The following is a 13,506-nucleotide window of genomic DNA, read 5'->3' as shown; positions in this document are numbered from 1 at the left end:
AGCGAAATTGAATGCGATACAACCTTTTGTAACATAGGCCGGTGTTAATGTTATCGAAGGACACCAGCATGTCATCCACGCAAGATCCTAAGCTGCCACGCAATACCGCGCGCAGACATTTTCTAGGTGTTGCCGCTGCGGCCGGTGCCCGGCTTGCCGGCGTTGCGGCATTGGCGACGGCAATTTCCACCTCTCCCGCGAATGCGTTGGGGCGCCGGTGGGGGCGGGGCGGCTCCGGTGGACATGGAGGCTCTGGCGGACACGGCGGCTCCGGTGGGCACGGAGGCTCTGGCGGAAGCGGTGGCGGCGGCAGTGGCCCGCAGTGTTTCCTGCGTGGGACGGCGATCCTCACGGATTGCGGTGAAAAGCCCGTCGAGGACCTGCGCGTCGGCGATCGCGTTGCCCTTCCGGACGGGAGCGCCCGTCCCATCAAATGGGTCGGCCGCCAGGTCTTCAGGAAGAGCGGCGCGCGCTGGCATGAAAGCGTCATGCCGATCCGGATTTCCCGCCATGCGCTGGATAGCCGTACGCCACATTCCGATCTCTACCTATCGCCGGGCCATGCGCTGTATCTGAACGGCGTTCTGATCCGCGTGAAGGACCTCGTGAACGGCACGACCATTGCGCCGGTCACTCCGGCCGACGACGTGCCGGTCGAATACTATGCCGTTCTGCTCGATACGCATGAAGTCATCCTTGCCGAAGGTGCCGCGGCCGAGACCTTCCATCTCCTGGGGAGCAATCACGAGGACTTCTCCAATTTTGCGGAATACAAGCGCCTCTACGGTGAGGAACGTGCCGCGATGACATCCTATGCACCGGTGCTGGGCGAGGAAGGCGGCTGGAAACACTTGAAAGCGCTTCTCCTCCTTGGCGCTTCGCCACTCGTGCCGATGCGCGATCCGTTCGGGGATGCCTGCAAAAAGATCGACGCGCAAGCCAAAGAGCTGTCGCTCTGATCAGCTGCGGGCCTTCCGCGCCGAATGGGACGGCCGGAGAACTCGTGTTACGCAAAACTGTGCAGCGGATTTGCAAGCACGATATGCGTGAAAACAAGGACCTGAAGCGTGACGCGCATCCGAAAGATCGCGGCACGCTTTAACTATTCGGCCTTCTTCTCTTCTTCTATTGCCGGCTTGTCCCCGTCCTCATCATCGGGTGTGACAACTGCTGCCGTTTCCGGCGGCTTCGGATCGAAGGTCCAGATCAGCATATAGAAGGAATAGGCGCCGGCGCCGCCCGCAAGCACGCCCCAGAAGGGGTCGCCGCCGATGAATTCGAAGATCCCCCATCCGAAACAGACCACGACGATGAGGACACGAACCCAAAGGTGTCGATAGGTCGGATGGTTAGGATCGATCAGCTGCATCTCTGTCCCATTGTCGTAATAACTCCGTCTCACTCTTGTGATGACGCACGTCTCACTGTTGTGATGACGTCACTTGTCTTTAGGATGGATTTCACAAATGTGAAAGGCCCGCGGACTTGACGCGGCGACAGGAAAATGGAATGAAAATTCCAAACTTATATCAATTCGGTTTATTTGTTCCGAATATAGGGAGGCAGTAATGACAGTGAGATTTGGTCTTCTCGGCGCCGGCCGCATCGGCAAGGTTCATGCAAAGGCCGTCAGCGGCGATGCCAATGCAAAGCTCGTGGCTGTCGCCGACGCCTTCCCGCAGGCTGCCGAAGCGATCGCTTCCGCCTATGGCTGCGAAGTGCGCACGATCGAAGCGATCGAGGCCGCCAAGGATATCGACGCCGTCGTCATCTGCACGCCGACCGATACGCATGCCGACCTGATCGAGCGCTTCGCCCGCGCCGGCAAGGCGATCTTCTGCGAAAAGCCGATCGACTTGGATGTTGCGCGCGTAAAAGCCTGCATCAAGGTCGTGGAAGAGACCGGCGCCAAGCTGATGGTCGGCTTCAACCGCCGCTTCGACCCGCATTTCATGGCGGTCCGCAAGGTCATCGACGAAGGCAAGATCGGCGATGTCGAGATGGTGACGATCACCTCGCGCGATCCCGGCGCCCCGCCGGTCGATTACATCAAGCGTTCCGGCGGCATCTTCCGCGACATGACGATCCACGATTTCGACATGGCCCGCTTCCTGCTCGGCGAAGAGCCGGTCTCGGTTTTCGCGACCGCAGCCGTGCTCGTCGACAAGGCTATCGGCGCAGCCGGCGATTACGACAGCGTCTCCGTCATCCTGCAGACCGCGTCGGGCAAGCAGGCGGTGATCTCCAATTCGCGCCGCGCCACCTATGGCTACGACCAGCGCATCGAGGCTCACGGCTCCAAGGGTCTCGTTTCGGCCGAAAACCAGCGTCCGGTCTCGATCGAAGTCGCCAACGGCGAAGGCTATACCCGCCCGCCGCTGCATGACTTCTTCATGACCCGCTACACCGAAGCCTATGCCAACGAGATCGCAAGCTTCATCGCCGCGATCGAAAAGGGCTCGAAGATTTCGCCGTCCGGCGCCGATGGCCTGGCTGCTCTTGCTCTCGCAGATGCAGCCGTCCAGTCGGTCAAGGAAGGCAAGCTCATCAAGATCGGCTGACCGCCCTCTCCCGACGGTCGCCATAATGAGATGGCCGGGCTCTTGCCCGGCCATTTCTCGTTTAAGCAGTATCCTGCGTTTCAATCCGTTCCCTGGAGACCGGCCACGACGATATCTTCATCGATGACTGCCAGCGCCCGGTTCAGATGTCCTTCGAAGACGAGAATCTGTTCGTCCGCGACGACCCTGAGTTCCGGCATGCCCTCCATGCGCACCATATGGGATTGGCCGAGCCCCTCCTCGATCCCCTGCCGCAGCAGATCGTAATAGCGCGTGCCGGGTCCGGTGATCGCGATCGGCATGCGCTCCGTCAGGCTCAGCATACGTGATAAACCGTTACCGAGCGCGAGCCCCGCCTGTCGGAAGGCAAAGCCCGAGATACGATGGCCCTGCCGGGCCCGCGCCGCGATCTTGTCGAGCTCGGCCACTGGCACGAACTTTGCCGGGATCGTATCGAGCGGCACTTCGAAGGCAGTGCGCAGGATCGCGTAGAAACCGGCATAGGCCTCGATGCAGCCGCGCGTGCCGCACCGGCAAAGCCCGCCATTGGCCATATGCAGCATATGCCCGAAATTGGGCGCGGAGACTTCATGCCCGCCATGGGTCGTCCGTCGCACGATTCCAAGCCCGATGCTGTGGCCGAGCGAAAGGGCGGCCAGCGAGCGGAAATCCGCACCTTTGACATTCTCCTCACGCGCGCCGAGAGCGGCGGCGACCAGCAGCGTCTCGTTGTCGAGAATGACCTTCGCCTTCCATTCCGGTTTGAGCGCCAGTTCGAAATCGATCTGGTCGCTGCCGAAGATCGGCGACCAGACGAGAACCGGTTCGGAGGAGTTGACCAGCCCCTTGCTGCTGATCGAAATGAGCAGCACCTTCTCCCGTTCGATCCGCGAGCGCGACAGGATACGCTCTAGCCCAGCCCGCACCCCGTTCACGAAGCGGCCAGCCCCATCAGGATCATGCGACCTTTCCTCGCTGAAGCGGTCGATCAGCTTGCCCGAGTAATCGACGAGCGAATATTGCACGGCATCCGAGGAGATGATGACGACGATCAGATAGCCGCAGTCGCGGCGCTGGCGCAAAAGCACGCGCGGGCGCCCTCGCCCGCTCGCTGCCTGGTGCTCGGATTTTTCGATCACCTGCGCCTTTTCGAGATCGGCCGTGATCGCAGAAACGGTGGCGGACGAAAGCCGCGTGAAATCGGATATTTCAGTGTGAGCAAGTGGCCCGTGGCGGCGGAGAGTGGCGAGCACAAGCACGCTGTTTCTCTGCCGTACGAGCTCCGTGCTCGACTTGGTCAGCATCTATCGCCGCCTCTTCCCCGTTCGTTCCGCCCTTCACTTGCCACAGCATCTCCAGCCCCTCCAGTCAAAGGAAATTAAGCCGGTAGTGCGGTGTTGACAGTTGAAAAAATCTCTGACACTAAATTTCTCGACTGTCGAGAAAAAAATCCGAACCTTTCTGGACAGGCTTTCGCGGTGGCCGGAGGAGGCTGATGCTGGGCCGGCTGCAATTCACTCGGGAGGACATTATGAAGTCTATTTATAAGCTGATGGCGGGTGCTGCCATTCTCGTTTCGCTGCAGTCGGCTGCCATGGCTGCAGACCTCGTCGTTGGCGTTTCCTGGTCGAACTTCCAGGAAGAGCGCTGGAAGACCGACGAAGCCGCTATCAAAAAGGCTCTGGAAGCCAAGGGCGCAAAGTACATTTCCGCTGACGCACAGTCTTCGGCTGCAAAGCAGCTCACCGACGTCGAGTCGCTGATCTCGCAGGGCGCAAACGCACTCATCATTCTCGCTCAGGACTCCGACGCAATCGGCCCGGCTGTTGAAAAGGCCGCCAGCGAAGGTATCCCGGTCGTCGGTTACGACCGCCTGATCGAAAATCCGTCTGCCTTCTACATCACCTTCGACAACAAGGAAGTCGGCCGCCTGCAGGCTCAGGGCGTCTTCAAGGCAAAGCCGGAAGGCAACTACGTCTTCATCAAGGGCTCGTCTTCCGACCCGAACGCTGACTTCCTCTTCGCAGGTCAGCAGGAAGTCCTGAAGGCTGCAATCGACGCCGGCAAGATCAAGAATGTCGGCGAAGCCTATACCGACGGCTGGCTGCCGCAGAACGCTCAGCGCAACATGGAGCAGTTCCTGACCGCCAACAACAACAAGGTTGACGCTGTCGTTGCTTCCAACGACGGTACGGCCGGTGGCGCCGTCGCCGCTCTCGACGCACAGGGTCTCGCCGGCACCGTTCCGGTTTCCGGCCAGGACGCCGACAAGGCTGCTCTCAACCGCATCGCTCTCGGCACGCAGACGGTTTCCGTCTGGAAGGACAGCCGCGAACTCGGCAAGCGCGCTGCCGAAGTCGCTCTCGATCTCGCCGGCGGCACGGCCCTCGACAAGGTTGCAGGTGTTCAGACCTTCGAAGGCGGCCCGAAGAAGGTGAAGATGCAGTCGATCTTCCTGACTCCGCTCGCCATCACCAAGGACAACCTGAACGTCGTCATCGACGCCGGCTGGATTTCCAAGGCTGAAGCTTGCCAGGGCGTCAAGGCCGGCTCCGTCAAGGCTTGCGACTAATCCTCGCCTGACGATCTGAAATACCGGCGCCGCAGCGGCCCTCCGCTGCGGCGCCGGATGCGGATGAAGCCCGCTCAGTGGTGCTTCTCCGTTCTCGCGCACATCGCGGATGCTTTGATTCCCTGCCAGAATAGTGCCGTTGTGATCGGCTATTTTCGGAAGCGTCCCGGTGGTCACATCTAGAACAGGGCGGTCATCGGCCAGCTATTCCTATCAGGAGCAGGCCTGCGCCCAAACAAATGGGGGAAACGGCAAACCCATGGCAGACATCACCCAATCGACCTCCTCCGGCCCGCGCACGGCAGTTGAAGGCCCCTTCACGCGCTTCCTAAGAGCAACGGAAATAGACACCCGCCTTCTCGGCATGATCGGCGCATTGCTGGTCATCTGGGTCGGCTTCCACTTCTATACCGGCGGCCTGTTCCTCACGCCCAGAAACCTCTGGAACCTCTCCGTCCAGACGACCGAAATCGCGGTTCTGGCGACCGGCATGGTGCTGGTCATCGTCACCAGAAACATCGACCTGTCGATCGGCTCGATCCTTGGCTTCGTCGCCATGATCATGGGCGTGGTCCAGGCGAAGTTCCTGCCGCAATATCTGGGCTTCGACAATTCCTTCACCTGGGTCATCACGCTGATCTGCGGCCTCATCGTCGGCTCGGCTATCGGCCTGTTCCAGGGCGTCATCATCGCCTTCATGGGCGTGCCGTCCTTCATCGTCACCCTCGGCGGCTTCCTCGCCTGGCGCGGCCTTGCCTGGTATGTCACGAGCGGCCAGACGGTCGCCCCCCTCGACACCACCTTCCGCATCATGGGCGGCGGCGCCGAAGGCGCAATCGGTGCCACCTGGAGCTGGATCATCGGTGCGGCTGCCTGCGTGCTGATCGTCATTTCCATCATCGGCTCGCGTCACCAGCGCCGGCGCTTCAACTTCCCGCGCCGTCCGCTCTGGGCCGAATATGTCCTCGGCGTGCTCGGCTGTGCCATGGTGCTCGGCGCGATCTGGGTCTCCACGATCTATTACTGGCCGCCGGCCATCGCCAAGCGCTATGCCGAAGCCAATAACATCACCATGCCGGAAACCGGCCTGATGATCCCCTACGGCATTGCCGTGCCGGTGCTGATCGCCATCCTCGTCGGCATCGTCATGACCTTCATCGCCACGCGCCTGCGCTTCGGCCGCTATGTCTTCGCGATCGGCGGCAACCCGGAAGCGGCAGAACTTGCCGGCATCAAGACCCGCTGGGTCACGGTGCGCATCTTCGCGCTGATGGGCTTCCTCGCAGCGGTGGCCGCCGCCATCTCGACGGCGCGCCTCAACGCCGCCGCCAATTCGCAGGGCACGACCTACGAGCTCTATACGATCGCAGCAGCCGTCATCGGCGGCACGTCGCTCGCAGGCGGTACCGGCACGATTGCCGGCGCCATGCTCGGCGCGCTCGTCATGCAGTCGCTCCAGTCAGGCATGGGTCTCGCAAATGTCGATACGCCCATCCAGAACGTCGTCGTCGGCGCGGTGCTCGTCATTGCCGTCTGGCTAGACACTGTCTATCGCTCCCGTGCGAAGTAAGAGGAGTACGAACCATGGCTGAACAACGCACTCCCCTTGTCGAACTGAAGAATATCTCGATCTCCTTCGGCGGTATCCACGCGGTCGACAATGCCTCGGTCGATCTCTATCCCGGTGAAGTCGTGGCCCTTCTCGGCCATAACGGCGCCGGCAAGTCGACGCTGATCAAGATCCTCTCCGGCGCCTACAAGCGCAACTCGGGTGAAATCCTGATCAACGGCGAACCGGCCGACATCCGCAATCCGCGCGATGCCAAGAAGTTCGGCATCGAGACGATCTACCAGACGCTCGCCGTCGCCGATAATGTCGACGCCGCCGCCAATCTCTATCTCGGCCGCGAGCTGAAGACCCGCTGGGGCACGCTCGACGACGTCGCGATGGAACATTCCGCCCGCGAGGTGATGGGTCGCCTGAACCCCAACTTCAAGCGCTTCAAGGAGCCGGTCAAGGCATTGTCAGGCGGCCAGCGCCAGTCGGTCGCCATTGCCCGCGCCATCCTCTTCAACGCCCGCATCCTGATCATGGACGAGCCGACGGCAGCCCTTGGTCCTCAGGAAACGGCGCAGGTGGGCGAGCTCATCAAGCAGCTGAAGAAGGAAGGCATCGGCATCTTCCTCATCAGCCACGACATCCACGACGTCTTCGACCTCGCGGACCGTGTCTCTGTCATGAAGAACGGCCAGGTCGTCGGCCACGCCCGCACCGAGGATGTCACCAAGGACGAAGTCCTCGGCATGATCATCCTCGGCAAGGTGCCCCCCAAGGCCATCCCCGGCCCCGGCGCCATGCAGGTCTGATTGTCCTGTAATATCCGATGCGGAAACTCCGCCGCCCCCTGGGGCTGGCGGAGTTTTTATATGCATTCTCCGGGCTGACGGGTAAAAATACCCTCCAAACTGCAAGCGTCGGTAATTCTGAAAATTTCGCGATTGAAGCCAGCCGCAAGCTAAGAACCACGCATCGGACAGGCGATTCACACCGCGCATAGGGCGCGCTGGAGTGACCGGATTACGTGGCTCTCAGAAGGGGCTGCGGGCGTCGCGCATGACCTCTTCGTGGATCAGTGAGACAGGCGTGGCGGCATCCGCCGCAGGGGACGCTAGGCACCGCTCCTGGCAGGGGAGAGGTGGGTCAGTACGCATCGCCACCTGTTGCCCTCCCGGTGATAGACGTCGGTGATCCATTCGTCGGCTGATATCGGTTCGCCACGGAACATGCCCGTGTTCTGCCCGCGACCGGTAACCGTGGCGACATTGCCGAGCAGATGGACGTGATGCGTCGTCTTGGTCATCGTGTCATGGCTCAGGACACCGGATCCGATCGCCGAAAGAATAGCCTGTGCAGGGATTGGGCCACGCTCAGGCGTCACCAGCACCCAGTCCTTCGTGATCCAGGCGGCGATCTTGACGGGATCGTTGGAAACCATCGCCGCGTTGAAGGCGCGCTCAGCCTCCTCGAGCGCTTCAAGGGCTGCAGCGCTCACGCCGACATGTCCTCGTTCCAGCGGCGCTGCATCTCCTCAGGCGTGACCTGCTCGATGGTTTGCGACAGCATCCAGCGATGACCGAAGGGATCAAGCACCTGCGCCACCCGCTCGCCAAAACTCTGGTCGGTCGCCGGGCGCAACATCGTCGCCCCGGCCGACAGCGCCTGCGCCAGTGCTGCGTCGGTCGACACCGTGTCCATGTGGAAGGTTACCGGCGAGCCTCCGACGGTATCGGGAGACAGGGCGCCGAAGTCCGGATACTCGTCTGCCAACATCATCAGCGTCTCTCCGAAACGCAGCTCGGCATGGCCGATCCGCCCGTCCGAAGGATCGGTCATGCGGAAGACTTCCGTGGCGCCGAAAGCCTCCTTGTAGAAGTCGATGGCCCGCGCCGCATCCTTGACGATGAAGTAGGAGCTCACTTTTCGGGCAAAACTCGGCATGGATGATCCTCCTTGACTGGTTCTTATATTAACGTTACGTATCGTAAAGATATGAGTCAAGAGAATAACGCAACACCGAAGAAACGAGGGCGGCCGCCAAGCGCTGCCGCGCAGAGGCGTGCCTTGGAGGCCGCCCATGAAATCCTGATGGCCGAAGGTTTTGGCCGCATGACGATCGAAGCCGTGGCGGCGCGGTCCGGTGTCGGCAAGCCGACGATCTACCGCTCCTGGGCCAACGCGCAGGAACTGGCGATGGCCGCCCTTCTGGTCAACCGGCTGCCGGAAGCGGAGGTCGGAGGGGGCACGGCGCAGGCGGCTCTCGGCGCGCAGATGAGCGGACTGGTGACTGCCTTTGCGAGCACGCGCGGGCGGCAGATCACCATGGCACTGGCGGCCGCCGATCCGGAAAGCGAATTCACCAAGGCCTTCCGCAATCAGGTGATCCTGTCGAGTCGCAACGCGGGTCGCGTCATCCTGGAGGAGGCTCTGGCTCGGGGAGAGATCGTTTCGCCGCTTGATATGGAGGCGCTGCTCGACATGATCTACGGACCGGTCTTCTTCCGGCTGCTGGTCGGCCATCGCCAGGTCTCGCCGGAGTTCGGCGATGCGATCGTCAGGACCGCGTTGCGGGCCGTTGCACCGTCGGGGACGAAGTGATGGGCCGCCTGAACCCGAACTTCAAGCGCTTCAAGGAGCCGGTCAAGGCACTGTCAGGCGGCCAGCGCCAGTCCGTCGCCATTGCCCGCGCCATCCTGTTCAACGCCCGCATCCTGATCATGGACGAGCCGACGGCAGCCCTTGGTCCGCAGGAAACGGCGCCAAGGACGAAGCTCTCTGCATGATCATCCTCTGTAAGGTGCCGCCGAAAGCCATGCCCGGCTCCGGCGCCATGCAGCTCTGATCGCCGATAGCTCGACAGCAAAACTCCACCGCCCGAAAGGGCCGGCGGGGTTTTCATTTTAGCTCAGCCTGCGGCCGCTGCACCCGCGGCAAGTTCCGCAAGCCGCGCCAGCCTGACCGGCTCATCCATCACGAAAGACGCATTCTCCGAGAGGATCGCATGCGCCCGCGTCGCAAAGCGCTGCGCATCATCCATCTCGCCCTTCATCGCATAACACTCGGTAAGCTCTTCATAGACATAAGGCGCCGCGTCATTGGCCGCATCCGCAAGCGCCACGACCTTCTCCCCGAGCGCAATCGCCTCATCCACCCGCGACAGCGCCCTGAGTGTGCGCACGACCGCATAACGCGCCACCTTCAGCGTCTGCGCATTGCCGGAAGCCTCCCGGATCGCCTCATCCCGCCGGAACGCGCCGAGCGCATCCTCGAAGCGCCCCCCGCCTCGAAATAGGTCCAGCCGAGATTGTGATGCAGCATGCCCCGCCACTGCGGGCTTGCGCCATGCGCCTCGATATAATCGAGCGCCACCGCCACCCATTGCTCGGCCGCCTCGACATCCGACGCGATCGCCAGCATATGCACCGCATCGACAGCCAGATTATGGTCCCCCACCCTCTGCGCCAGTTCGAAGGCCTCGGCAAAGAACGGCGCCGCCTCGGCAGGCAAGCCGGCACTGTTGAAGAGCCGCCCCCGCTCGATCGCAACCGAAGCCCGCACCCAGGCATCCTCACCGGCTTGTTTGGCAGCACCATCGAGGATCTCGTGCCCCAACGAAAAATTGCCCGAGAGCCCTGCAAACCGCGCCCGCCGCGTCAGATCGAAAACAGTCTCGCCCACCTCATCCCCCGATGAAAACCAAACCATCCAAGGGAGCTTTTACCGGCGCCCCATCGCCTTGAAAATCCCGGATAATCGCAACGAGCCGAATTTCCGCGAACTTGGCGATTGAAGCAAACCCAAAGCTAGGCTAAGAACCACGACATCGGACGACGAGTCACATCGTCAGGCATGCACCCGTAGCTCAGCTGGATAGAGTGTTGGATTCCGATTCCAAAGGTCACAGGTTCGAATCCTGTCGGGTGCGCCATTTTTCAAATTGTCCATACCGAAGACCTAGAGCTCGTGAGGAACGCGCTCGACATAGTCCCTTGGCACATTGTCAAACTGACCGCGCCGGCGTCTGGACAGGAAAGCGGTTCCGTGGCATCAAAAAAGGCATGAACACCGCGCGCACCAATTCAAAGCTCCTACTCGCCATCATTCCGATGGTGGGTTAGCACGCGCTTGCGTTTCAAAGATGCAGCAACCCGCCGAAGAGGCGGGTTTTTTGTTGCCATTCCTCTTCGGTCGGAATTTCGAGACAGAAGGGAAGTCGCAAATGCCATATGACCCCAAGACGATCGAGCCGCGATGGCAACGATACTGGGAGGAAAACCAGACATTCAGGACCGAGGACGACCAAAGCCGTCCGAAATATTATGTCCTGGACATGTTTCCCTATCCGTCCGGCGACGGCCTGCATGTAGGTCATCCGGAAGGCTATACCGCGACCGACGTCGTGGCTCGGTACAAGCGAATGATGGGCTTCAATGTCCTGCATCCCATCGGGTGGGATGCCTACGGGCTGCCCGCCGAGCGATACGCCGTGCGGACAGGCATCCATCCGGCGATCACCACGCGGAGCAACATCTCGAATTTCAGGAAGCAGGTCCGGCGCCTGGGCTTTTCCTACGATTGGAGTCGGGAGATTTCGACCACCGATCCCGAGTTCGTACGATGGACGCAATGGATCTTCCTGCAAATGTACAAGGCCGGCTTGGCCTACCAGGCGGAAGTTGCCGTCAACTGGTGCCCGGCACAAGGTACGGTCCTCGCCAACGAGGAAGTGAAGGACGGCCGCTACGTGGAAACCGGAGACCCGGTGGAACGTCGCACGATGCGTCAGTGGATGCTGAAAATCACCGCTTATGCCGACCGCCTGCTCGCGGATCTGGACGAGCTGGACTGGCCGGAAGGCATCAAGGCGATGCAGCGCAACTGGATTGGCAGATCGGAAGGCGCTGAAGTGACTTTCAACGTCGAGGGTAGCGAGAGTTCCCTGACAGTTTACACCACGCGTCCGGAAACGATCTTCGGCGCTACCTTCTTGGTCCTGTCCCCCGAGCACCCTGCTATCGATGCCATCACTTCCGTCGGCCAACGCGGAGAGGTCGACGCCTACCGCGCCCGCGCGGCGGCAATGAGCGCGATAGAGAAGTCGCAAGTCCAGTCGAAAAGCGGAGTATTCACCGGAGCCTATGCGATCAACCCGGCGAATGGTTCGCGGATTCCGGTATGGGTCGCTGACTACGTACTGATGAGCTACGGCACCGGAGCAATCATGGCCGTTCCCGCCCATGACGACCGCGACCGCGATTTCGCGCAGGAGTTCGGGCTGCCGATCGTCGAAGTCGTGTCGGCATTTGGCTCCCCCTCCAGCGATGTGCCGCCCGCTGCGCGGACTGGGGAAGGCTTGATGGTCAACTCCGGTTTCATGGATGGCATGGAGACGAAAACGGCGAGAACGGCAGCGATCTCATGGATGACCGAGCAAGGCGTTGGTCTCGGGCGCGTCGAGTACAAGCTGCGCGACTGGCTGTTCTCGCGGCAGAGATACTGGGGAGAACCCTTTCCTATCCTGCATGCCGCCGACGGCAGTATCGTGCCCCTGCCGGAGGACGCCCTGCCACTGCTGCCTCCTGAACTGGACGAGTACAGGCCAACGCCGGACGGGGAGCCGCCGCTGGCACGGGCGGGCGATTGGGTTCGGACGGTCGATCCGAAGTCCGGCATGGAAGCTCTGCGGGAAACCAACACGATGCCACAATGGGCGGGATCGTGCTGGTATTACCTGCGTTTTGCCGATCCCTGGAATGTGACCGCGCCGATCGATCCCGAGAAGGAGAAATACTGGCTGCCCGTCGATCTCTACGTGGGAGGAGCCGAGCATGCGGTGCTGCATCTGCTGTACGCGCGCTTCTGGCACAAAGTCCTGTTCGACATCGGCGTCGTGACGTCCAAAGAACCGTTCAGCAAGCTGTTCAACCAGGGAATGATCCTGGCCTTCAGCTACAAGGATGCGACCGGGAGGTATTATCGACCCGAGGACGCGGCCGAACGCGACGGTCGCTGGCATGTCGGAGAAATCGAGGTCGAGCGCCAGGTCGAGAAGATGTCGAAGTCGAAGTTCAATGTCGTCAATCCTGACGAGGTGGTCGAACAATACGGCGCAGACGCCATGCGTCTGTATGAACTCTTCATGGGGCCATTGGACGTTGCCAAGCCGTGGCAAATGTCCGGCGTGGCCGGGGTCAGCCGCTTCCTCCATCGCGTATGGCGGATCGCAATTGGAGAGGATGGCATGTTGTCGAGCAAAATTATCGATGCGAAGCCGTCCCCGGAGATCGCGCGCGTTCTTCATAAGACGATCAAGGCTGTCGGCAACGACATCGATGGCCTGCGTTTCAACACGGCGATTTCTAAACTGATGGAGCTGTCAAACGCATTGACGGGACTGGACATCAAGCCACGGTCGGCGGTCGAATCCTTCGTTCTGCTGCTGGCACCGTTCGCGCCGCACATTGCCGAGGAACTCTGGAAAATGCTGGGGCATCCGGAAAGTCTGTCGCATGAACCCTGGCCGACATACGACCCCACCCTCGCCGACGATGATATCCGCGAATTTATCGTTCAGGTGAACGGCAAACTGCGTGGCAGGATTCAGGCTCCCTCGACGCTCGCCGCTGATGAACTCGTCAGACTGGCTGCGCAGGAGCCTGACGTTCGGTCGAGGTTGACGGGGAAGGCGGTGCTGAAGGAAATCGTTGTGCCTGGACGGCTGGTGAACTTCGTGCTTGCTCCATAGCATGGAGCCGCTCTGGAACGTGGCCGAGACTGTCGGCCACGGCCGAGCGTTGCCATCCCCCGACCGCCCC

13 protein-coding genes, 1 tRNA gene and 1 pseudogene are annotated in these 13,506 nt (G+C 61.3%); 9 read left to right on the top strand and 6 right to left on the bottom strand.

The window, feature by feature from the left end; genetic code table 11:
* Nucleotides 1-68: 68 nt before the first annotated feature.
* Nucleotides 69-959: a Hint domain-containing protein gene (locus tag ACR9ZQ_RS07815; protein ID WP_481427469.1), complete on the top strand. Its 891-nt coding sequence runs from the start codon at nt 69-71 to the stop codon at nt 957-959.
* Between the two features lie 143 nt (nt 960-1,102).
* On the opposite strand, the gene ACR9ZQ_RS07810 is transcribed toward ACR9ZQ_RS07815, so the two are convergent.
* Nucleotides 1,103-1,369, bottom strand: coding sequence for a hypothetical protein (locus tag ACR9ZQ_RS07810; protein WP_310385486.1), 267 nt, complete (start codon nt 1,367-1,369; stop codon nt 1,103-1,105).
* 199 nt (nt 1,370-1,568) lie between these two features.
* On the opposite strand from ACR9ZQ_RS07810, the gene iolG reads away from it, so the two are divergent.
* Nucleotides 1,569-2,561: an inositol 2-dehydrogenase gene (gene iolG / locus ACR9ZQ_RS07805; RefSeq protein ID WP_310385488.1), complete on the top strand. Its 993-nt coding sequence runs from the start codon at nt 1,569-1,571 to the stop codon at nt 2,559-2,561.
* Nucleotides 2,562-2,641: 80 nt separating this feature from the next.
* Here the strand turns inward: iolG and ACR9ZQ_RS07800 are convergent, their stop codons facing one another.
* A complete protein-coding gene (locus tag ACR9ZQ_RS07800) occupies nt 2,642-3,865 on the bottom strand; it encodes an ROK family transcriptional regulator (RefSeq protein ID WP_113322473.1) in 1,224 nt (407 codons plus the stop codon).
* Between the two features lie 227 nt (nt 3,866-4,092).
* On the opposite strand from ACR9ZQ_RS07800, the gene xylF reads away from it, so the two are divergent.
* The 3 genes from xylF (at nt 4,093) to ACR9ZQ_RS07785 (ending at nt 7,500) form a co-directional block, all read left to right on the top strand.
* Nucleotides 4,093-5,133, top strand: coding sequence for a D-xylose ABC transporter substrate-binding protein (xylF, locus tag ACR9ZQ_RS07795; RefSeq protein WP_007815345.1), 1,041 nt, complete (start codon nt 4,093-4,095; stop codon nt 5,131-5,133).
* Nucleotides 5,134-5,392: 259 nt separating this feature from the next.
* The gene (locus tag ACR9ZQ_RS07790) at nt 5,393-6,703 is read left to right on the top strand and encodes a sugar ABC transporter permease (RefSeq protein WP_439016143.1); all 1,311 of its coding nucleotides are present in this window, start codon (nt 5,393-5,395) and stop codon (nt 6,701-6,703) included.
* 14 nt (nt 6,704-6,717) lie between these two features.
* Complete coding sequence (locus tag ACR9ZQ_RS07785; RefSeq protein ID WP_481427468.1) at nt 6,718-7,500, top strand: ATP-binding cassette domain-containing protein; 783 nt, start codon at nt 6,718-6,720, stop codon at nt 7,498-7,500.
* A 302-nt stretch (nt 7,501-7,802) separates the two neighbouring features.
* Here ACR9ZQ_RS07785 and ACR9ZQ_RS07780 read toward each other — a convergent pair whose 3' ends face one another.
* Together ACR9ZQ_RS07780 and ACR9ZQ_RS07775 are read right to left on the bottom strand one after the other, a co-directional pair.
* On the bottom strand, nt 7,803-8,186 hold the full coding sequence (locus ACR9ZQ_RS07780) for a nuclear transport factor 2 family protein (protein ID WP_310385494.1): 384 nt from the start codon (nt 8,184-8,186) through the stop codon (nt 7,803-7,805).
* On the bottom strand, nt 8,183-8,632 hold the full coding sequence (locus ACR9ZQ_RS07775) for a VOC family protein (RefSeq protein WP_310385497.1): 450 nt from the start codon (nt 8,630-8,632) through the stop codon (nt 8,183-8,185). Before ACR9ZQ_RS07775 ends, ACR9ZQ_RS07780 begins: the two co-directional genes overlap by 4 nt.
* A 51-nt stretch (nt 8,633-8,683) precedes the next feature.
* Between ACR9ZQ_RS07775 and ACR9ZQ_RS07770 the strand changes: the two genes are divergently transcribed.
* Entirely contained in the window at nt 8,684-9,289 is a 606-nt protein-coding gene (locus ACR9ZQ_RS07770; protein WP_481427467.1) for a TetR/AcrR family transcriptional regulator, read from the top strand.
* Nucleotides 9,283-9,533: pseudogene (locus ACR9ZQ_RS07765) on the top strand (ATP-binding cassette domain-containing protein); the annotation flags it as partial. The gene ACR9ZQ_RS07770 and the pseudogene ACR9ZQ_RS07765, both read left to right, overlap by 7 nt.
* A gap of 63 nt (nt 9,534-9,596) precedes the next feature.
* On the opposite strand, the gene ACR9ZQ_RS07760 reads toward ACR9ZQ_RS07765, so the two are convergent.
* Nucleotides 9,597-9,887 (bottom strand): hypothetical protein, encoded by a 291-nt coding sequence (locus ACR9ZQ_RS07760; RefSeq protein ID WP_481427466.1) that lies wholly within the window; start codon nt 9,885-9,887, stop codon nt 9,597-9,599.
* A gap of 2 nt (nt 9,888-9,889) precedes the next feature.
* Nucleotides 9,890-10,369, bottom strand: a complete 480-nt coding sequence (locus tag ACR9ZQ_RS07755) for a hypothetical protein (protein ID WP_481427465.1) — start codon at nt 10,367-10,369, stop codon at nt 9,890-9,892.
* Between the two features lie 173 nt (nt 10,370-10,542).
* On the opposite strand from ACR9ZQ_RS07755, the gene ACR9ZQ_RS07750 reads away from it, so the two are divergent.
* A tRNA-Arg gene (locus ACR9ZQ_RS07750) sits at nt 10,543-10,619 on the top strand.
* Between the two features lie 291 nt (nt 10,620-10,910).
* Nucleotides 10,911-13,436 carry a leucine--tRNA ligase gene (gene leuS / locus ACR9ZQ_RS07745; protein ID WP_481429282.1) on the top strand — a complete coding sequence of 842 codons (2,526 nt, stop codon included), beginning with the start codon at nt 10,911-10,913 and terminating at the stop codon, nt 13,434-13,436.
* Nucleotides 13,437-13,506 lie beyond the last annotated feature (70 nt).

It is taken from the genome of Rhizobium sp. KNZ14-9A (assembly GCF_056755015.1).
This window is presented reverse-complemented; position numbering and strand designations above follow the sequence as displayed.

Excerpts from the sequence above, each read along its gene's own strand:
- ACR9ZQ_RS07815 (WP_481427469.1), top strand. The coding sequence starts at position 69 with ATGTCATCCACGCAAGATCCTAAGCTGCCACGCAATACCGCGCGCAGA.
- ACR9ZQ_RS07810 (WP_310385486.1), bottom strand. The coding sequence starts at position 1,369 with ATGCAGCTGATCGATCCTAACCATCCGACCTATCGACACCTTTGGGTT.
- iolG (WP_310385488.1), top strand. The coding sequence starts at position 1,569 with ATGACAGTGAGATTTGGTCTTCTCGGCGCCGGCCGCATCGGCAAGGTT.
- ACR9ZQ_RS07800 (WP_113322473.1), bottom strand. The coding sequence starts at position 3,865 with ATGCTGACCAAGTCGAGCACGGAGCTCGTACGGCAGAGAAACAGCGTG.
- xylF (WP_007815345.1), top strand. The coding sequence starts at position 4,093 with ATGAAGTCTATTTATAAGCTGATGGCGGGTGCTGCCATTCTCGTTTCG.
- ACR9ZQ_RS07790 (WP_439016143.1), top strand. The coding sequence starts at position 5,393 with ATGGCAGACATCACCCAATCGACCTCCTCCGGCCCGCGCACGGCAGTT.
- ACR9ZQ_RS07785 (WP_481427468.1), top strand. The coding sequence starts at position 6,718 with ATGGCTGAACAACGCACTCCCCTTGTCGAACTGAAGAATATCTCGATC.
- ACR9ZQ_RS07775 (WP_310385497.1), bottom strand. The coding sequence starts at position 8,632 with ATGCCGAGTTTTGCCCGAAAAGTGAGCTCCTACTTCATCGTCAAGGAT.
- ACR9ZQ_RS07770 (WP_481427467.1), top strand. The coding sequence starts at position 8,684 with ATGAGTCAAGAGAATAACGCAACACCGAAGAAACGAGGGCGGCCGCCA.
- leuS (WP_481429282.1), top strand. The coding sequence starts at position 10,911 with ATGCCATATGACCCCAAGACGATCGAGCCGCGATGGCAACGATACTGG.